We start from the raw sequence: 19,564 nt of genomic DNA on the forward strand, positions 1-19,564 counted from the left end.
GTACCGCAGGGCCGCCAGGCCCGAGGAACGGAAGCCACGCGGCAGCCTCCGCTTGCCTTGCGCTACCGGCCACGAGATGTTTGAACCTTGACACGGGCAGCGCTCACTGCCCCAGCGGACGCGGGACGCGGCGGCAGCGTTCGAAGTGAACTTTGAGTCCCATTAATCTATTGAGACCAAAGCGAGGCTAGCGAGGCTGGAGGCATTACGCATGCTGGCATCACCGACAAGATAAGCGGCACCCCGGGCGACGTGTGCTCTAATTTGAGTCTGAAGGGTTGCTTCGTCCAAGGGGAGGCTAAGTTGGTAGCAGCGCATCTTCAGTAGCCACCAGTACAGGTCGCCCGCGGTTCCGCTGAAGACCTTCCAAGTCATTTCCACTGCAGTGTCCGAAGCTGGCAGATTACTCGGCGCTATTGGCTCCGCCAGAGATCGGCATAGTGCCCACCGGCAAAGCACATTCGACGTCTGAACATTTGTGCGACGTTTAAGTGTGGTCAGATGATCACGAACATCGGAGCCGAAGCGAACCATTTCGGGCGCTGGCACAGCCGACATGAGGTTCGGGGGAGCTTTCTTAGAGCTCCGGGCGGGTCGAGTGCTCATACCTGCTTCACCTCTATCTCTGGGAAGGAGCCTTCGGCTTCCTGTCCATCCGAGAAGTAGCCCTGCTTGACAACAGTGGACCGGGTTTCCTGATCAAACTGCAGTTTGATCATGTGGCTGACTGAAGAACCGAGGTGAACTAGGACGTCGGAGGTGATTTCGCTGTCCGTAGACAAAACGATGACCTGATGGCTGGCTTGAGGGAGGTAGCGCTCGATAAGGCGGTGTCGGTGATCTCGGTCGAGGCGGCCTAGTGGAGTGTCAATAACGACGGGGAGAAGGCGCCCCGATGCGCGAGCGAGTCCAGCGAGGAGTGAGACGGCGAGAAGTTGACGTTCACCAGCAGACAATGTTCCGGGCCGAAGGGGGTGCCCATCATGGGTTAGCAGCTCCAACTCGGAGGTTTCAGGATCGATCCTTACTTCGCGAATGAGCTTCTCTTTGCGTAGGAGGGTTTGTAGTGAATCAAGGATCAGCGCTTCGATACGCTTGGTGTGGCGCTGCGTCGCGGCAGCTCGGAGCTGCGCCAGAGTGTTCCTGGCGCGTTCAGCATGTTCGACGATACGGCGAGCCTCTTCAGATTGCAGCAGAGTCGCGTTGGCTTGAAGGAGTTCGTGTTGCACGTTGCGGTCCGCGGCGAGGCGTCGCGCTGCCGCTTCCTCAGAGCCGCGTCGAGCGGCTTCCCAACGAGCGTGGGCCTCCGCAAGCGCGGACATAGCCTTCTCATATGCCGCAACTGACTCTTCTACGGCATCCGTTGCTGGGATGGCCTCCACGGCACGTTCAGCGTCTTCAGCCGATGACTGGGCTGCCGCCAATTCCTCAACGGATCGACGCAGGTACTCTCGCTCTTCATCGAGTTCGCCCGCCAGCAACCGTTCTGCGAAACTCAGCGTTTGCGGCTGAATGCCTAGGACTTGGGGGATGCCCTGGCCTGACTTGCGATGCGCCACGTCTTCGGCGAAGAAGTCAGCGATAGCCTGCCGGACATTTTCTGAGACGCGCTGCCGACGGAGCACGTCTAGCAGCCGGGCATCACGTTCAGTGAGCATCTCGGCAAGGTTTTGGTTGTCAGTCTGCCGGCGCTCTGCCACGGCTTGGGCCACAGTCTGCTCGATGAGCGGTTCAAGAAGCAGCAGGGGGCCGAGCCCTCCCAAGGCCTCTACCAATGCCGCCCGGCTTTGGCGGTATCGAGCCAGGGCTTCATGGCGCCGATCCTGTAGTTCCTCGCGTGCTCGGTATCGGTCGCCTCCCTCTGCGGCCAAACGCTGGGCCGTTTGATCCACGATGCGTTGGGCGTGCCCCAGGTCTCGTTCTGCCTCATCGACAGCTTGGAGAGCGTCTGCCTCCTGACGTCGGCTGGCTTCGAGGGTTGCGACTTGCGCCTGAAGAAGCTGTTGTTCCTTCTCACCAGCAACAGCGTTCATGCGCTTTCGACGCTCTACGACAACAAGGTCCTCCTGCAGGCGGTCCACGAGATCCAGGCCTAGCAAGCCTCCGATTGCCGTGCGTACAAGTTCTTTGGCCATCTCGAGATCAGCGAACGCTTCGATCTGTTCTCCGTCGAAGAAGAACAGGTTGGCGACACCTCGCGGAGCTAGCGTCTCGACGTGCTCTGGCCATGCCTCGGTGAGAACAATGTCAACTGCGCCGTCGCGCGATACCTCAACCGTGTCCCGAATACGATCGTTTACAGCCCACCACCGGCGTTGGATACGAAACGTGTGCCATGCGCCGTCGCGGATCGCCCGGAAGGCAAGCTCTACCGCGGCGCCTCGGCCAGGGTCCGCATAGCGGTTGATGAGCTGGCGCAGGTACTTCTCGTAGCTCCCAGCGCGACGCGTGCTCCCCGGAGTCAGAGCGCCATAAAGCGCCAAAAGCAGAGATTCAAGCACTGTGGTCTTGCCCGAACCGTTCAGTCCGCCCAACAGGATGACCGGTTGGTCAGTTGATCGGGGAGCGAGAAGGATACGGTGTTCACCCGCGAATGGGCCGACGTCACTGAGAACTAGCTCTTCGAAGATCATACGTTTCCCGGATCGACATCGACGGTTTCGAACAGTGTCGGAGCCGACTGGCGGGGCGAGGTGGGTTGTATGAACCCGGTGGTCATATCGCTGGGAGTTACACCATCGGCTGCTGCGTTGTTGGCGTCGCGGCGCTTGCGCGCGTGCTCTACAGCATCCGCCTCGTCGTTGTAGAAGCCACGCATGAGCGCCTGCTCCAACGCTGGGAACAGGCCAGCGCGACGAACCTGGTTGCGGTGACGACGCTCTACATCAAGTAGCTCGCGGACAGTCTCGAAGTGCAGCCGGTCATCACCACATAGCTCTGCTAGAAGCTCGACCTCGGTGGCGCCCAATGGCAATGCCTCATCGAGGGGACGGCCTGGGTAGGGTCTGTCCGTGACCTCTGTGTAGATGCGCGGCAGGTTGTCTTCGAACTCGTGCTTGTCGACGACCCAGATGCGACGAATCTCCTCTAGTTCGGCAAGGCTGATTAGCTCAATCTCGCCCATGTCAGGAGGACCGTTACGTCGGACTTCTTCCTGCGCCTTCAGCAGACGGCGCAACCATTGTTCACGTGCGGCTTGCGTGTATGGGCCCGGGATCGGACGATCGTGAAAGAGCTGGACGTTTCCGTGCATTCGGCGAAAATCGCGTAGCGGTCTATCGTCAGTCAGATCGAGATCATTACGCAGCGTCAGTAGCGGAAGCATCCACTCCTTTTCGGCGTCATTGGTCACCATAGCGGTCATGGACTTGTCCTTGTCGACCAACGTGCAAGTCCAGCAGCCGAACCGGCTATCGCCGCAGCTAGGAGTTGAGGAGTCAACCACAAGAGGGCATTCGCCATCCGACGTGGCGCCTTGGTACATCGTTAGCAGGTCTTTGTTGGAGTGCCCCCATGGGTTTGGTACCTGCATTAGGTACATCCATACCTCGTCCGAACTCCATGCCTCGATGGGGGTATATATAAGGGAGTTAGGCAAGTTGGCATTGGGCGAGAGGTGCTCCCGCACGCGCTTCGCCTCGTGTGCGGTCATAACGCGCGCGCGGGTGGCGGACTCAGCCTTCCGAGTCCCGAGAACGAGGATCGCCTCACCATGCTGGCGAACTGTGCGACGAATGAAGGAGTTCGACGGCTTGATCTTCAGTCGTTCGGTGCACCACCGGAAGCGCGGTCGGGGTGCAGGATAGCCCTTGCCAATTAGATTGACCCAAAAGGTATCCGTTAGTTCGGGGGTGAGCTTGTGTGGCTTGATTGGAAGGCCAAGCTTCTGGGCCTTGGCGTCCATGATTTCTAGGCTTCGGTTGACCCACGAGGATACAACAGGGTTTTCTACCAAGGTGTCCGTGGTAATAACATGGACCGGCTTCGTGCGCTCCTCTGCGGGTATGCTAGCCAGGGCTTGCCACACAAGTTGAAGGGTGGCTGTCGAGTCCTTTCCACCCGAGTAACCAACAACCCATGGAACGCTATCTGCCTGATAGAGACGGACAATCTCGGCTGTAGTGGCACGAATCGTTTCGCCAAGCCCGACTTCACCGAAGGGCTTGTTATACCGGCCACCCGGGCCGACTGAGGCAGTGGTCACCGTTAGTGCTCCTTGCGGTAGGCGTCTTCAGCGCGCTGTTCGTCTGGCGGCAGCGGCAAGTCCAAGTGCGTACGGATAGCGGCGGTTGTGAGCAGTACGTTGTTGACCGCTTTGCTGACTCGGCCGCCGATCAGCGCTCGTCCGCCCCAGAGGCGGCTGTTGGCTCTCGACCAGTCGAGACTGCACAGCTTCTCCAGAGTGGGTCGCCAGTCATCTGGATTCTTGCTGCTATGAAGCAAGCTGTTTCCGATGCGTCCCAGCGCAGTAAGGACGATGCTGTGGGAATGGATCAGATCGGCCCTCACTTCAGGTGAGCGCATACGCTTCTGTCGCACATCTTGCCATTCCGGAAACTGAGTGTCGACGATCTCCCAGAACGCCATCGCCAGTTTAGTCTGCAACTCATCGTCCAGATCCGATATGCCGTCGAATAGAGCTTTATGTGCCCCATAGATGGCAGAGAGTGTGAACAGGCGGCGCGATTCCTTGGGCAGAGATGTGGCTTCCATTTCCACGAAGCCGCGGAATACGTGGGAGCTCAGGGCTACCACTCGTGTCAATGCTGCAAGTGGGTCGCGATGGTCGTAAAGAACGCCGATAGATTTCGATGCGCGTACTGCATGCCGATTAAGGTCAGCGAACATCTGCTGACATCTTTCAAGGCCTTTGTCGATAAAAAATACGACGGCAATCGACTCGTCCCCGAGTTCCGGGTGGGTTTTGAGTGCTTGCTCAATGGCGGCGCGGCGATGTTGGCCATCATTAATGACGAATCTGCCATCCATGGGAATGTACAGGACGCCTGTAGCGGCACCATGTGCGGCGCCGTCGTATGGAACAAAACGTATGCTCGCGTCGACGGATGCGGTGATGGCCGAGAACGTATAGTTACTAGGGTTACGTTCGATGTAGCGCACGATCTCGGGGATACGGCCCTTATTGAGAGTTCTCTGTGCGCGTAGTTCCGTCGGAAGGTCGTCATCGTCCCAGACGAACATCTTCGACAGCAGTTTAAGAGGGCACATTGAGACGAAAAAGACGCGCTCTGCCTGAACGCCACGGATAGCTGGAAAGGCATACTCGTAGTGGGCGGTGATGGGCGATGATGGCGGCGCTTTGGACACAGCGGTGTCGCCTCCGGCAGCACGGGACCGCCCCCGTCGCAATGATGTCCCAGACACGGTGTTACGTTATGACTTGACGTAAGGAACGTCAACTTCAGATGCTGGAGTGTACTGCCGCGGCAGAGGGTTCCGTGCGACAGTAGCGCTCAGAGATGACACTGCGACGAGGAGTCTGCGTGACTGTGTACCTGGACTTCAACGCCACGACGCCGGTGGACCCGCGTGTGGCCGATGAGATTGTCCACTACCTCGTCGATGAGTACGGCAACGCTGGTAGCCGTACGCATGAGCTGGGGCAGCGTGCTCAGAAGGCCGCGAATCGAGCCCGCCGGCAGGTCGCAGAAGTCGTCGATGCCCAGGACGACGAAGTGATCTTCACCTCCGGTGCCACAGAGGCGAACAACCTCGCGTTGCTGGGCTTGGCACCAGAGGGTGACAAGATCAGCCGCCGACACATCGTCTCGACGGCGATCGAGCACAAGGCTGTGCTTGAACCACTCGCGCGGCTAGACAAGATGGGCTTCGATGTCCAGCTTGTCGATCCTGGTCCAAGTGGGCGGGTGGCTGCAGACGACATCCTTGCGGCCGTCCGGCCGGACACGTTGGCGGTGTCGGTCATGGCTGCCAATAACGAGACCGGCATCCTTCAGCCCATCGAGGAGATCTGCCAACGGCTGGAGGGGCATGATCTGTGGCTGCATGTGGACGCAGCTCAGACCTTCGGCAAAGAGCTGGACCCGCTTCGAAGTCATCGAATCGACCTGATGTCGATATCTGCACACAAAGTGTTCGGTCCAATGGGGGTGGGGGCGCTCGTAGCCCGTAGTCGCGACTATCGCCGGCCACCACTGAAGCCCTTGATGTTCGGGGGAGGGCAGGAGAGAGGCCTGCGGCCAGGAACCCTGCCTGTTCCCCTCGTCGCCGGGTTCGGGCTCGCGGCAGAGCTGGCTGGCAAAGAGCAGGCGGCAAGGCACGAAGCCTGCCTACGATACCGCAGCGCGGTACTTGCTGGTTTGGCGCCACTTCAGCCGGTCATCCACGGTGACGAGCAGTTTACGCTGCCCCACGTGGTCAACCTGTCGTTGCCCGGCGTGGATTCGGAAGCCGTGATGCTTGCATGGCGAGGGATCGTAGCAGTGTCCAATGGATCGGCCTGCACTTCTAACTCCTACGAACCTAGCCACGTGCTCACGGCCATGGGAGTGCCAGATAATCAGGTGCGCGGGGCCTTGCGTCTGTCGTGGTCTCATATGAGCCCGCCCGCTGACTGGGCTGAAGCTGTTGATCGGGTCCGGGCCCTGACGTAGCCACGGCCGTCACCTTGGACACTGTCCAGCGCTCCCGTACTGCAATCGCGCGCCAGCGCCTATCGATGCCTGCTCGCGTAGCCATGAGTGATGCTGTCGTCAAGACAGATACCACCGTGTTGGACTATGGCTGCGGGCGAGGCGACGACGTCGGCTATCTCGCCGCTCTCGGTATCGCTGTCCAGGGATGGGATCCGCATTTTCGGCCTATCCCACCTCCCACACGTGCCGATGTAGTACTGCTTACCTATGTACTCAATGTAATCGAAAATATTGACGAACGTATGGAAACTCTGAAGGCGGCACTCGGCCTCGCCCGCCGATGCTTGGTTGTGTCCGTCCGACTTCGGTGGGAAGAGCATTCCATTCAGGGCTTGGATCATCACGATGGCGTGATCACCACGCGTGGGACCTTTCAGGCATTACACCGACCCGAAGAGTTCCGCCTCTGGGCCAACATGATTACCGGTATTGTCCAGTGAGTCCTTGTCCTGAAGTGATCTATCTATTCAAGGACGATCAAGCCCGGACCGACTTTATTCATCGCAAGTATCGAAAAGACTTGTCGGCTGAGGACCAAGGTGTTGATCCGCTGCACCGGCTTGCCAGCCACATGCTCACGTTTGGCCGACCACCTCGGCCCAGCGAGAAACCGGACCTGCTTGCAAGCCTGCTCGCCACTTACGGCTCGATGCATCGCGCGATTATTGCGGCCAAACATCTCCTCACACCCGCCGCCATGGCGCAGGCACGCCGACGTCGGAAAAGCGACCTTGTCGTCGCCCTAGCACTTGACACCTTCTATGGAAGGGCAAGTTTCGGCGAACTGCCTCCTGCAATGCGCGCCGACGTGAAAGCCTTCTACGGCACTTATAGTAACGCCTGTAGTACGGCAGGAAAGCTATTGGTAGCAGCAGGGCAACCGGACCTCGTCAAGCGCGCGATGATTAGCTCCCGCACCGGCAAGCTCAGCCCTACAGCGCTTTACATCCATAAAAGCGCACTGGACGAGCTGGTTGCGCTGCTACGCATCTACGAAGCATGCGCCCGAATCGTCGCGGGAACACCTGACGGGGCTAACCTGATGAAGCTTCATCACGACCAGCCGGCAGTCTCGTACCTCACCTGCCCAGACTTCGACAAGGATCCACACCCGTATCTAGCGGCTAGCTTGTTCGTCCACATCGGCCAACAGAAAACCAGCTGGACCCAATACCCGCCCTCTCCCCATCGGCCCCTCCTGCATCGCAAGGAAGAGTTCGTGGCTCAGGGCCACCCGCAGCGAGCCCGGTGGGCAAGGTTGACTACCCGGGAGGTCAAAGCTGGACTCTACGATGACCCGGTCGCCATAGGCACGGAACAGGGATGGCGCCATGTTCTTGACTCCAAGGGCCTCGTCCTGTCTGGTCATCGCTTGATATCCAAGCAAGCTTGAAGACTCTCTTCTCCTGGGTAGGCAGCATGGCTTATGCTGCTTCTTCTCTTTCGGTAGCATTCGATCGTTGCCCCCAGTCCTAGGAGTCGTTGTGCCAGTATTCCAATATCCGGCATTCCGTACATTCCAGACAAGCGAGGGCAAACCTCTAATCTTGTTCGCTGCGCGGGCCACAGATATTGAGCAGTGGGCAGGAATTCCACGCCGCGCGCGTTTGCATGGCGACGGTGAGACGGTCGGATTCCAGCGCGAGGTAAAGATGGCTCGTGTAAAGGATCTGGGAGCCTTTTTCGGCGACAGTCGCAATATCGCTCAAAATCCCCTGATGGCCGCGCTTCAATCTGAGGATGTTGTGCGTTTCGATCCGATCGACGGCAGTGGCCATTTTGGCCATATCACCATCGACACTGGCAACCTTGCCCAATTGCCGTTGATTGACCTGCTGCGACGGTTCGCCGCCCTACTCGAGGATCGTGTCCCAGCGCTTAGTGCGAGCACAGTTTCTCGACAGCGAATTCAAGAGGCAATCGCGGAAGCGCAGCGACGACATGGATTCTCTGACGGCACTGAGAATGACAGCGATGAAGAATCACTTCTTGAAGGTGAGCTAGATCTGGATGCAGGTCCAGACGAAGATATTGCCGGCATACTGATGTCTGAGGAGACAAATATTCTCGAGTTTTACACTGAGCTGATAGTCCGCATCTCGGCATTGGAGCGACTATCTCCCGATCGAGATCGAGAAGAAATTTTGGGCTTCCGCAAGGAAGACGTCCTTGCCTATTTGTTGCCGATCGTCCTCGTCGATGGACAGCACAGACTTAGAGGTGCAATTAACTCCGCCGAGAAAATGTTGGAAAGCGATGCCTTCCAACAAGAAATTATGGATGCAGTTGTCGAGGGCGTTGATCCGGACGAGGCTGAGCGTCAAGTGATCGGCAGGAACGCCCGAAATCTACCGATCTCGCTGCTCATGGACCCAAGTCCTAGTGAGCACGTCTTTCAATTTGTGGTCGTCAATCAGAAAGCCACACCGATGGCGCCTGCACTGCTTGGGACAATTGTGTCGACCAGCCTTGGGGCAGACGAGCTGGAGCCGGTTGCGCAGCGGCTTCGGGACGCAGGCATCAAGCTTGACGATTCCCAAGCCATCGCATACTTGACCCGTGCGCCGGAGAGTCCATTCAAAGACTATGTGCAAAGAGGGATGACCGGTGATCGTCCTGACCAACTGCAGTGGACTGTACTTCAAGGCCTAGTCCGAATCTTTCGAGAATTGAAGGGCGGGAAACGTTACGGCGACAAGAACGATTATGCGGCGATGTGGCGCGAAGACTGCCTGTCCGACTCCGCCCTCGTCCGGGAGGCTGATGATCCATATGCCGTATGGAGCGAACCTGATGGCCCATGGCGGGATATCTTCATTCGGTTCTACACGCAAGTGCGAGATTATTTCGGCTCAGATGATTCGGAAGCTGAGAACGCGTGGGGAACGACACGTAGTAACCTATTCAACAAAGTCAGCTTAACAATACTCGCGGCTGACTTCTTCGACTTCTTGCAAGACCGGCGCATCACTCTCGACTCAACGGAGCAGCTTAACGAGGCGTTTAGCGAATGGCTTGGCAACGCAAAACCCTCGTATTTTGACCGAAAATGGGACACAACCGGCCTAAAGAAGGACACCGACGCGGTTCGCAAGAAATGGGCTAAGCTCTGGTCCGAGTATCGTCGAAATCCACGAGGTGGACTACCGAGAGTCACTGAGTACCGGCCCTGAAGGTTCGATGCAAGCTCACCAGGTTTCGCACTTCTTCTCAGCCGTCGACGTTGCCAGGCGAGGACGGTGGGACGACGACGCACTACGCCAACTTGCTCACCTCGCTATACCTGAAGGCCTGCTCGGTCCGCGAGGCAATCTGGTAAGGGCCGATGTCACCCTAGCGCAAGCTCGCTGGTATTTGGAAGGTTTAGTAGACTATGCAGCTTTTGAGCAGGACGAGTCGCTTAGATTTGGCCGGCTAGCGTTGCAACTGTGGCAGGCTCTTGTCGCACAAAATCCCCAGATTCCACGCGACGAATTGCACGAGGTCGCATTAAAACTTGCCACTGTTGCCTGGAGCGAGGTGCGGGCTCGAAGAATACGCCATCGGGCGCGCATGACCCTGGATACTAGGCGTACCCTTTGGTTCAGAGAATTGGATCCCCGGTGCTATCTGTGCGGCTATAAGTTTACGGCTGGTGCGCGGGACCGCTTTCTTCGTCGCAGCAGGAGTCCGCTCACCCCGCCTCCCCTGGTTGACTTCACCAGACCACGTACTAAGGAAAGGCATCTTCTTATTGAGATAGACCACATGCAGGCCGTTGCTGAGGGCGGAACCAATGAACTAGATAATCTCAGTCTCGCATGCGGTTGGTGCAATATTGTCAAGGGTAGGCGAGGCAGCATCTTTGATGTCGACAGCCGGCCAATCGGTATGCTCGACCACCCAACCCTGGGCTGGCTTTCTGTTCCACAGCCCATGTGGGTCCTCAGAATCGTTAGTATGCGAGGCCGCTGCGAGCACCCGTCCGGATGCTCTGCCAATTTGGCCAACAGTGAGCTTCTCGTGGCGCCTTACTCGAGCAGAGGCGCCCTTAATCCAGCGAACACACTTGTGTTTTGCGGTGAACATGACCCGTGGAAGGACGAGCGGCTCATAAGTAGGACATTAGTTGTGTGATGGCCGGATTTGGGCGCCTTCAGGCTACAATCCTAGTTCATCGGCGAAGCGAGTTAGATCGATGCCATTTTCGGCTAAGTGTTTTTCAATATGTCGGTTAACAAGCATCTGAATGGCATCGTCTTCGCGTGCTAGACGGTTGGCGTTGAGATGTGCTTGGATGATTTCAAGGCCACCGTTCGCGTACTGTTCAAAGATCGCCACGCGTTCTGCGACACGGTCGTCTCGAAGGATTTCGAGGTCATCCTCATGCTCAAGTACTGAGAGGACCTGGATCAGTAGCTCGTGGCCGCTATCACGCTGAAACAGCTCCAGCCGTATATCTCCCTTTGTACCCGGGAGTGGTACCTTCTTGCCCTCTGCTTTGCCTAGCGCAGCGGCAAAGACGAAGAGATCACGCATGGACGCGAAGAGCGCGTCTGGCGCCTCTCCGGCGAGGCGCGCGATCAACTCTTCCTTGTCGGCCGGTCGCCGTATGCGTTGCTCTAATATCATTCAAATGACCTTTCGAAGTTGCGCCGAGTCGTAGTCGGAAGCGGGAATGACGTAGTCCCATTCCTGTCCCTTGAGCGATATTGATTCCTGCTCAGCATCCGGCTTGGTAGTGTGAACGCAGATTACGTACTCTGCGCCAACATGAGGTGCAAGTTCGCGAGAAACAACGCCATCCGCTTGAGCTTTGCTCGTGAGAACGACTACCTGGGACGTCATACTCGGCAGCGCACGCGCGATGGCCTCACGATAGTTGTTGTCGAGGTTGCCAAACGCGGCGTCCATCACGATCGGGTACAAGCCACCGATTCGACCGACGAGCTGCTCCTCACTTCCGCGTTCTACCTGTTCCTTGCATAGCTGGGCGAGAGCACCAACGAAGGACAGGCTGAGCAGCTGGTTCTCACCAGTGGACTTTGGTGCTAAGAGTCGGTCGGGCCCCTCGCCTCTCCATAGTCGCAGCTCGAAGGCTGAATTAAGTTCGGGAATAAAGGGTTTGATCGTAATCCTCGAATGTACCCTGCGGACCTTGCTATCTAGACGCCGGCGAACGCTTTCACTGGCGGTGTCGAGCATGAGCTTAATTACCTTGGCTACCTCGCCGGTTATTGCCACCCGTCGACGTAGCGCTTCCACCCTGGCGTTCTCACTGTGTGCCTTCTTTAGCCTGTCGCCAAGATCCTTGATGACGGAGGCAACTTCTTGGAGCTCCCTATCGATGTCTCGGAGCCGGAACTCGTCGTCCTGAATCTTGTCCCGCACCTCGTTGCGACGCCGCTCAAGCTCTTGTGCGTCCTCAGGACCAACCTTCTGGAGTTGCGCGGCGATCTCGTTGAGAGTCTCTTCCGCCTGTCGGTATGCCTCGCTAGCCGCGGCGATCTCTCTGGTGTGCCGCTGGAGCATCGTGACAACGTCACCGGCCTCCTCGGCAAGGTTCTTGGCCCGCCCTCGCATCTCCTGCCAGATGCCTTCGACCTCGGCGAGACCCGCCTTGAGGCGCCACTCCTCGACATGCGCGTAGGGCTCTTCCCCTGGACGTAGCGGCGTACCGCAGATACAGATACCGACTTTGAGTCGCTCATCGACGAACTGGCGCTTGAGAGGGGCAGGTAGCTCGCCTCGTTCGTGGAGATCGGTGTGAAGGCTCTCAACGTGTGGAAGGAGCTCGGCCACCCAAACTCGATAAGCCTTACGGGTCAGGACTTCCGCGCGTGCCTGCCGAGCCTGACGCCGGCGCTCTTCGGCGTCATCAAGTGCTCGGCGTTGTTCGTCGCGTCGCGACTGTAGCTGAGCAGTCGCTTCATGCTGTCGTAGCAACTGGTCGAGCTGGTCTACTTCATCCTTGAGATGAGCCACCTCACCCCGCAGCCGCCTCTGCTCGGTTAGTAGCTTAGTTTGTCTTTCCTTCTCACTCTCTAGTTGAGCCACGAGTTCGCTCGCCCGTGAATTCCCAAGTTTGCGAAGCTCGCTCGCGAATGTCTTCTCGACGGCAGGGAGATGATCCAGGGATCGTTCGTATTGCTCAAGACCTAAAAGTGTTTTAATTGCAGCCTGTATGTCCTCGAAGGCTTCACGATGTACCAGGTGTTCGATTCGCTCGCCATTAAAGAAGAAGAACTGCGCCAGCCGTTCTGGCAGAACTTGGTCCAGCGTGTCGGAGTATGATGGAACATCTCGCCAGGTGCCATCGTCAGCTGCAATAGTGAGAGTTACATCTGGCTGGCGGACTTGCTGTCGCGGACTGCCTTTACGTGTCTTGATTGTGCGGCGTAGCCGGTATTGAGATCCGTTGTGCTCGAAGAGGAGCGTCGCACCGCAGCAGAGGTCTCCTCCTATTGGGGCCTGCTCCCATACTGCGTCGGTAATGAGCCGTTCCTGCTCTTCGACATCTGAACTAAGCGATCCGTAAAGTAGCCATGTGAAGGCATTGAGGAGAGTCGTCTTCCCGGCACCATTGGCGCCGTAGATTAACGTTACATTCCCGTCTTCGCCACCAGCGGCGAAGTCGATACGCTGTTGGCCGACAAACTGTCGGAAGTTTTCAAGTTCGAGTGACAGAAGTTTCACGAATAATCCCTCGGATGGCGTTCACCAACAGGTCAATCGTCCCCTTGTCCTGTCGGCGAAGATGTAAGCGGCTACGCTCTATGCTTAGCACTTCACGTATGACCAGTTGTACGGTCTCGTCCTGCTTGGCATAGATCTCGGCTACTGCTTCACGTTCAGTTTTAGGCTCGTTCACCAAGTTCCTCACACGTCCATGAGTCCATATGTCACGCGTAGAGGCCTCATAATAGCTAGTGCTTCGCCAGCATTCCTGGCGCATGAGGCAAACTCTGTAAAGCGTGCAATCTCACGCCGCAACAGTCGGCGTTCTAGCTTTACGTCGATCTCGCCGCTTGGGACCGCGATAAAGTCTACGATCTCGGCTACTTCCTTGCCTTCCGTTCGCCTGAGGATTCGGCCTCGCCGCTGTATAAACTGGCGCGGATTGGAACTGCTCGCGAGCATGTAAGCAACTCGGGCGTCAGGCACGTCCACGCCCTCGTCTAGGCAGCGCATTGAGATAAGGGCCTTGAGGTCAGTAGATCTGAACCGTTCGAGGATCCTCTGGCGTTCAGAGCGGCTTTCGGCCGATGTGTATGGGTGGGAAGGGATGCCGAGGTCTCGGCCTAGAAGCCGGCTTACCTGGTCGAGCTGGCGAGACCCCTGTTCCGCTTCCTGAGGTGCGCTTCCTTCTGCGCAGTAGACTAGCTGCCAATCTAGGTGGCGCCGAGCCTTCGCTTCAACAGCGAGAGCGGGAAGTTTACCTCTCGCGTGTGACAACAGCTGTGCGCGTTTGAGTAGCAGCATGGAGAGTTCATCATTACCGCGCAGGTCCGGATCGGAGTCTCCTTCACCCATAAGCCTCGCGATACGTTGGCTTAACAGTGCATACTGCTGGCTTTCATCGCTGTCTAACTGGACTGGTATCGGTCGGTAATCGTACTCGCACAAAGCGCCGATCTTGATCGCATCGCGAAGCCCAAGATTGATCAAAGTATCGCCGAAGTAGTTTCGCAGTGCGTCGGTTCCAATTGGATCGAACCAGCGCTCAGGCGTAGCTGATAGGGCGAGACGATGACGCGTATTGGAAGGCAATGCGGCGAGGCTGGACGCCGCCCCAAGATTGTGGGCTTCATCGGCTATCAGCACGAAAGGGCTTTGGTACTGCTGCATCATCTGTTGAAATGCTGGCCTCGCGAGGGTCGCGTTCGTGCTGATCATCATCGCGAAGCCGTTAGTTCTCGCCGCTAGCCCCGATGTCAAGGCATGGGCACTGTCGATCCAGGTCTTTGCATCGTCGTAGCAGCACAGTGGTCGGATGCCAAATGACCTGGCTTCTCGCGCCCATTGGTCCACCAGATGTAGTTGAGGTGCGATGACAATGGCAAGAAGTGGCCTGTCTTGCTTGTCGTAGACCTCGGCAAGCTTTGTTATGGCGGCGAGAGCCGTGATCGTCTTCCCGGTGCCAGTCGCCATCTGGAAGATTCCGCGACCATTAGCTTCAAACCAGGCGCGAATAGCTTGGCGTTGATAGTCGCGCAACTTGAGATTTGGTGGAACGCGAGGAATTTGGAAAGCCCCTGCGCTGGTGCCGATCAGGATCCCGGTATCCGTATGACGAGGAGATTCGTCGTCCATTGCCTTCGCGGATGTGGCCAGCTCCAGCATCCGCTCCTTCCCTAAGACGGGAAAGTCGAATACTTCTAAGTGAGGAGTGTCGCCGTCCCAAAGCTGTGTGAAGTTCTTAGCGAGCCGCTGTGCCCGAGAGGCATCGGACGGCTCCCAGCTGCGAAAAACTTCGATCGACTCGAAGTTGTCGATGAAGGCGCGGCCTGTCTCGTTCGAAGAGCCGCTAAATGCGACTTGGTGGCCTGTTTTGTCAGTGAAGATTCCAATTTTTTCATGATAGAGCGCGAGCCGGTCCCCGCGACGTACTAGAGCTATGCGAATATCGAGAATGCCTTGTCCGACGAGCTTGCCCAATAGTCCGAGTTTATTGAGAAGGGCAGGCGATTTTTCGACGTCGGAGCCGATCTCGCGAAGCAGGGCCCGCTCAATCACCTGCCTATACTCGTACCCGAGCTCTATTTGCTCGATATCTTCTTCTGTCAGGTGAGGACTCGCTATCAGTCGAATCCGACCTTTGTTCTCCGCTAACCGTCCGACTCCACGTGCTACGAGTGCAAGGCTCGTGCTGGTGAAGTATCCGACGGCACGGTCATATCGCGACGCGACACCCAGACACGGTTCAAAGAAGTCGGCGACGATGTCATCGGTGTCGCTGCGATAGTGATCGCCGACTCCGCAGTGACGCAAGGTTGAGACCAACTTCTCTCCCTATCCATGCAGCGGCAAGCAAGGAAGCTGGACTGTAGCTTACGCGGGTCTTGCGCCAATTTGGCGGATGTTCTGATCTCTGGGCCGGGAATTGGCTGGTTTGTTCGCAGGCCGTAGTGCAGCTTGGGGAGGGACGTCGGACTGTGCCTACGGAGTGTGATCAAGCCGTGGTGGCTGGGCGGTTCGGCTAATGCTGGGCGCATCTCTGAGAGCGCTTCCTCGTTCCGGCGGAAATCCATTCGTCGGAAGCGCGTGGCGGTGCGGGCCGCGACCGGCCGGAGAGCCGCAGCGCGGCCAGCGACCGCCTAACGCGCGCCGATCCGCCGTAGGCGGGTCGGCCTTGAAACCGTGGAGAAAAGTCTCATCCAGTCGATCTAGCATGTCTCTGAGCTGCGGTTATGCATTCTGGCGACAGCTGATGTCGCGGTTGATGCTCGACGCCATTGCCCCAGGCTGGCTCAGCCGATGTGTGGGCTGCCACCTTGGAGGTAGTGGCTGATCCTGAGCCGCATGGAGCGGTGCATGCCGTAGTTGCTGACTTCGTGCCGCGGCACCCAGCGCACTTCCCGCGATTCCGTACTCGGCGTTGGCCGGCCACTGATGGCCCGGGCTGTGAGGACCAGGGAGAACTCCTGCCGGACCTCGTCGTTGCTCGTGTAGTGGATGACGTGGCCGGGGTCGCTGTAGGTGCCGACTAGGCCAGTGATTTCGCAGCTGATTCCGGTCTCTTCGAGGGTCTCCCTGATGGCTGCCTGTGGGATGGACTCGCCGAGGTCGATGGCGCCGCCCGGTAGGGCCCAGTTGTCGTTGTCGGAGCGGCGGATGAGCAGCAGCTCGCCGGCCTCGTTGGTGACCACGACATTCACGGACGGGACGAGGCTGTTGGCCGCAGGCGCGCTCGGGTCGTTGTAGTAGTCGATCCGCTTGCTCACGCCCCCGGAGCCTACTCCGCCGAGGGCCTTCCGTTGAGGGCGTCGGCGTCCTCGCTCTATTCGGCTTCGGTGTCGGCCTTCACGAAGCTGCCTAGGTTGGGGACGGTGTAGACCTTGCCGGCGCCTCTGAGGCGTTCCATGGCCTTGCGTATGGTGGGGCGGGCGACTCCGAACTCCTCCATGAGCTTGACTTCGGAGATCTTGAACTTGGGTCCCCACTCGCCCGAGTCGATGCGCGTGACGAGGACCTCGAGGATCTGCTCCCAGCGGGAACGGTCCTCGTCGAACTCCCAGGTGCGCGTGTGCTCGACATATCTGGCCACAGTATGAGAGTAGGAGGGCGTTTCACGGCCCTTCGTGTCGGATCGTGGAGCTCCATGAAAGTGCATGGAATAGACAGGGGCTTACAGGCTTGCTAGCTTGGAGGTATGGCGTTGGTGAGCGAAGGTCCAGGGCCTCTCCGGGTGGGGCTCCGCACGTGCGCTCCGGCTGGCCGCCCTGTGAGTGCGCGCGGTGCGGTTGGAGTCGGCTCACTCGCTCACCAGCGCCTGTTCATCGATCGCGGTCCGCGGACCCCGCCGGCGCCGCGTTGGCAATCGCGCGACAGAAGGACGGTGAGCCCAGTGGCGGACTTCGGTGAATTCCACGGCATGCACCCCGCCTCACCTCGTCCGGATGCGGTGCCAGTGAGGTGGTCGCCGGTGCAGCGGCGTGCGGATCGAATCCGTGTCCGGGCCTACACCTGCGAATGCCTGTCTCTGGTTTTCGAGCAGTGTCTGGCTGGCGGGCAAGGGTTCATCCGGCGGTACGACCGGTCTGTCTTTCCGTGGGTCGTCCTCGAGAGCCCGTGGGTGAGGGTCGCCGCTGCCGAGGCGCTGTGGCGACAACTCATGAATGGCGAAGCGAGGTGACGACGCGCCCAACCACGCAGCCATCGCACACGTAGCGTCACAATGCGCAACTGATCTGTGACAAGCGTTTCCGCAGGTCGAAGGCCGATCTGCGGTTTCGTATGCCCTCCCACTGGCAGTTTTTCTGCCAGTGGCGCAGGTCATCCGCCTTATCGTCGAAGCAAGCGACGGCGAGAAGGAGGGCGGGGACGTGGCAACAGAGTACGTGACGCAGGGCCAGCGGATCGCGCGGGCTCGTCACCGCAAGGGGTGGGATCAAGCCACTCTCGCTGAGAAGATCGGCCGTTCCGTCTCCTGGTTGTCGAAGGTGGAGAACGGACGGTTGCCTCTGGACCGTATGAGCGTGGTTGGGCAGCTCGCCGAGGTCCTTGGGGTCGAGGTCGCAGAGCTCACGGGTCAGCCGTACCGGCACGAGACGACGGAGCTCGACTCCGGACACGCGGCCGTTCCGGAACTACGGCTCGCGCTTCAGCAGGCTTCGTTGCCCAGCGGGGTAATGCTGCGAGCGACCAGAGAGCCGCGGTCGCTGCAGGAGCTTGAGGCGAACGTCCGCCTTGCCGAGCAGCTTCGCCAGGACGCCAAGTTCACCGCGCTGGGAGAGGTGTTGCCCAGCATCCTTACCGATCTCATCGCCATCACCAACGACTCGTCGGCCGATCGCGATCGAGCCGAAGCGTTGATGCTGCGGGCCTGTCACATGGCGCGGGTGTCGTCCAACCTTCTGGGGCATCACGACCTGGGGTGGACTGCCGTGCAACGTGAGCTTGTCGCCGCTCAACGCGTCGGCGCCCCTGATCTGGTCGCCGCGGCGAGCTGGGATCTGTGCGGTGTGTGGCTGCACGAAGCGCAGCTCGATCCTGCCAAGGACGCGGCTCTGTCGGCGCTCGACCAGATCGAACCGCATGTGGGTACGGACGACACGATCAAGGCGATGTGGGGTGCGCTGCACCTGCGGGCCGCCGTGGCGTACTCGCGGCTGTGGGATCAGCGAGAGGCCGAGAGCCATCTTGAGGAGGCTCGCCGGGTCGCCGAAGTGCTGCCGCGGGACGGCAACGTCTTCCAGACGCAGTTCAACCAAGTGAACACGACGATCCACGCGGTTGAGGTCAGCATGGAGCTGGGCCGGCCGCGCGATGTCATCTCCCGGGCCGAACACGTCGAGATCGCCCAGATCGCCTCGTCGGAACGTCAGGCTCACTACTGGACCTGCACCGCGGCGGGCTACCACATGAACAGAAAGGACAACGAAGCTGCTGACGCTCTGCTTCGTGCCGACCGGATCGCGCCTCAGCACGTCCGGAACCGTCCACTGGTCCGCAACATCGTGCGCGACCTGAGGGACAGCGGCAAGCTGCATCGTCAGCGCGAGATTCTCAACCTCGCCAAGGTGATGCGGCTGCTCTGAGCACGACAACGGAGGGCTATCCGCGCAATGGCTCCCCACCCGTCAGGTAACCCGGGGGCGCTTCGGCGTCCTGCCTACACAATGGGGTGGTACGTGGGTCTCAGTGAGATCGAACGACAGATCCTGCTTCGCGAGCTGGCGGAGATCGCGGCCGACTTGGCCGAGCTCCAGCGGCGCGCGGTCAGGATCACTTCTCGGCTTGATCAGGATGAGTCCGGGCGTCTAGCTCGTCCAGCCTGATCGTCAGCTTCTGCACGTGCTGACGGATCTCGCTCAGCTGCTCGGAGATGATGCGGAACTCTTCGCTGCGCTCGCCAGGGGCAGGGCCGGCGGTCTCGTCGTCGGGGGTCCGGCTGACGAAGCTGCCGGCTCCCTGGCGGGTCTCGATGAGTCCCTCGTCGCGTAGGACGGCCAGGGCGTTGCCGATGGTCATCATGGCAACGCCGTACCGTTCCGCCAGCTCGCGGGCCACGGGGAGGCGTTCCCCGACCGCATACCGGCCCGATGCGATGTCGCGCCGGATGTCCTCGGCAATCCTCAGGTACGGCCGGCGCCGGTCGGTGGTTGCCATACCTCAACAGTAGCGGTTCTAGATGCCTAGGTCTCTGGGCAACCTGTAAGTAATCTCGGAGCTCCAACCCGGCTCCA

Annotated in this window: 16 protein-coding genes; 6 read left to right on the forward strand and 10 right to left on the reverse strand. The window is 59.0% G+C overall.

Going from position 1 to position 19,564, the window contains the following annotated elements; all coding sequences use genetic code 11:
* Nucleotides 1–162: 162 nt before the first annotated feature.
* From dndE to dndB, 4 genes are read right to left on the reverse strand one after another with little or no spacing between them, the layout of a single operon-like run.
* Nucleotides 163–606, reverse strand: coding sequence for a DNA sulfur modification protein DndE (dndE, locus tag ETD86_RS60000; protein ID WP_211369967.1), 444 nt, complete (start codon nt 604–606; stop codon nt 163–165).
* Nucleotides 603–2,633, reverse strand: a complete 2,031-nt coding sequence (gene dndD / locus ETD86_RS10845; protein ID WP_138666001.1) for a DNA sulfur modification protein DndD — start codon at nt 2,631–2,633, stop codon at nt 603–605. Before dndD ends, dndE begins: the two co-directional genes overlap by 4 nt.
* Nucleotides 2,630–4,204 carry a DNA phosphorothioation system sulfurtransferase DndC gene (dndC, locus tag ETD86_RS10850; protein ID WP_246147838.1) on the reverse strand — a complete coding sequence of 525 codons (1,575 nt, stop codon included), beginning with the start codon at nt 4,202–4,204 and terminating at the stop codon, nt 2,630–2,632. The genes dndD and dndC overlap by 4 nt, the downstream gene beginning before the upstream one ends.
* A gap of 2 nt (nt 4,205–4,206) precedes the next feature.
* On the reverse strand, nt 4,207–5,328 hold the full coding sequence (dndB, locus tag ETD86_RS10855; RefSeq protein WP_246147839.1) for a DNA sulfur modification protein DndB: 1,122 nt from the start codon (nt 5,326–5,328) through the stop codon (nt 4,207–4,209).
* A gap of 176 nt (nt 5,329–5,504) precedes the next feature.
* Here dndB and ETD86_RS10860 point away from each other — a divergent pair, with 176 nt between their 5' ends.
* From ETD86_RS10860 to ETD86_RS60005, 5 genes are all read left to right on the forward strand, one after another.
* Nucleotides 5,505–6,635, forward strand: a complete 1,131-nt coding sequence (locus ETD86_RS10860; RefSeq protein ID WP_138666002.1) for an aminotransferase class V-fold PLP-dependent enzyme — start codon at nt 5,505–5,507, stop codon at nt 6,633–6,635.
* Between the two features lie 14 nt (nt 6,636–6,649).
* Complete coding sequence (locus tag ETD86_RS59055; RefSeq protein WP_138666003.1) at nt 6,650–7,117, forward strand: DNA phosphorothioation-associated putative methyltransferase; 468 nt, start codon at nt 6,650–6,652, stop codon at nt 7,115–7,117.
* A gap of 14 nt (nt 7,118–7,131) precedes the next feature.
* On the forward strand, nt 7,132–8,070 hold the full coding sequence (locus ETD86_RS10870; RefSeq protein WP_170222989.1) for a DNA phosphorothioation-associated putative methyltransferase: 939 nt from the start codon (nt 7,132–7,134) through the stop codon (nt 8,068–8,070).
* 91 nt (nt 8,071–8,161) lie between these two features.
* Nucleotides 8,162–9,850: a hypothetical protein gene (locus ETD86_RS10875; RefSeq protein WP_138666005.1), complete on the forward strand. Its 1,689-nt coding sequence runs from the start codon at nt 8,162–8,164 to the stop codon at nt 9,848–9,850.
* Nucleotides 9,851–10,229: 379 nt separating this feature from the next.
* Nucleotides 10,230–10,793, forward strand: coding sequence for an HNH endonuclease (locus ETD86_RS60005; RefSeq protein ID WP_425465621.1), 564 nt, complete (start codon nt 10,230–10,232; stop codon nt 10,791–10,793).
* A 24-nt stretch (nt 10,794–10,817) separates the two neighbouring features.
* On the opposite strand, the gene ETD86_RS10885 is transcribed toward ETD86_RS60005, so the two are convergent.
* The 5 genes from ETD86_RS10885 to ETD86_RS10905 form a co-directional block, all read right to left on the reverse strand.
* Nucleotides 10,818–11,288, reverse strand: coding sequence for a DNA phosphorothioation-associated protein 4 (locus ETD86_RS10885; protein WP_138666007.1), 471 nt, complete (start codon nt 11,286–11,288; stop codon nt 10,818–10,820).
* The gene (locus ETD86_RS10890) at nt 11,289–13,352 is read right to left on the reverse strand and encodes an AAA family ATPase (RefSeq protein WP_138666008.1); all 2,064 of its coding nucleotides are present in this window, start codon (nt 13,350–13,352) and stop codon (nt 11,289–11,291) included. It lies immediately after the preceding gene.
* A 183-nt stretch (nt 13,353–13,535) separates the two neighbouring features.
* Nucleotides 13,536–15,659, reverse strand: coding sequence for a DEAD/DEAH box helicase family protein (locus ETD86_RS10895; RefSeq protein WP_138666009.1), 2,124 nt, complete (start codon nt 15,657–15,659; stop codon nt 13,536–13,538).
* Nucleotides 15,660–16,126: 467 nt separating this feature from the next.
* On the reverse strand, nt 16,127–16,600 hold the full coding sequence (locus tag ETD86_RS10900) for an NUDIX hydrolase (protein ID WP_138666010.1): 474 nt from the start codon (nt 16,598–16,600) through the stop codon (nt 16,127–16,129).
* A 56-nt stretch (nt 16,601–16,656) separates the two neighbouring features.
* Nucleotides 16,657–16,923, reverse strand: coding sequence for a winged helix-turn-helix domain-containing protein (locus ETD86_RS10905; RefSeq protein ID WP_138666011.1), 267 nt, complete (start codon nt 16,921–16,923; stop codon nt 16,657–16,659).
* 718 nt (nt 16,924–17,641) lie between these two features.
* Between ETD86_RS10905 and ETD86_RS10910 the strand changes: the two genes are divergently transcribed.
* Complete coding sequence (locus ETD86_RS10910) at nt 17,642–18,916, forward strand: helix-turn-helix domain-containing protein (RefSeq protein ID WP_170222991.1); 1,275 nt, start codon at nt 17,642–17,644, stop codon at nt 18,914–18,916.
* Between the two features lie 187 nt (nt 18,917–19,103).
* On the opposite strand, the gene ETD86_RS10915 is transcribed toward ETD86_RS10910, so the two are convergent.
* Nucleotides 19,104–19,487: a GntR family transcriptional regulator gene (locus tag ETD86_RS10915; RefSeq protein ID WP_138666013.1), complete on the reverse strand. Its 384-nt coding sequence runs from the start codon at nt 19,485–19,487 to the stop codon at nt 19,104–19,106.
* Nucleotides 19,488–19,564 lie beyond the last annotated feature (77 nt).

The sequence above is a fragment of the Nonomuraea turkmeniaca genome (assembly GCF_005889735.1).
Classification (GTDB): domain Bacteria; phylum Actinomycetota; class Actinomycetes; order Streptosporangiales; family Streptosporangiaceae; genus Nonomuraea; species Nonomuraea turkmeniaca.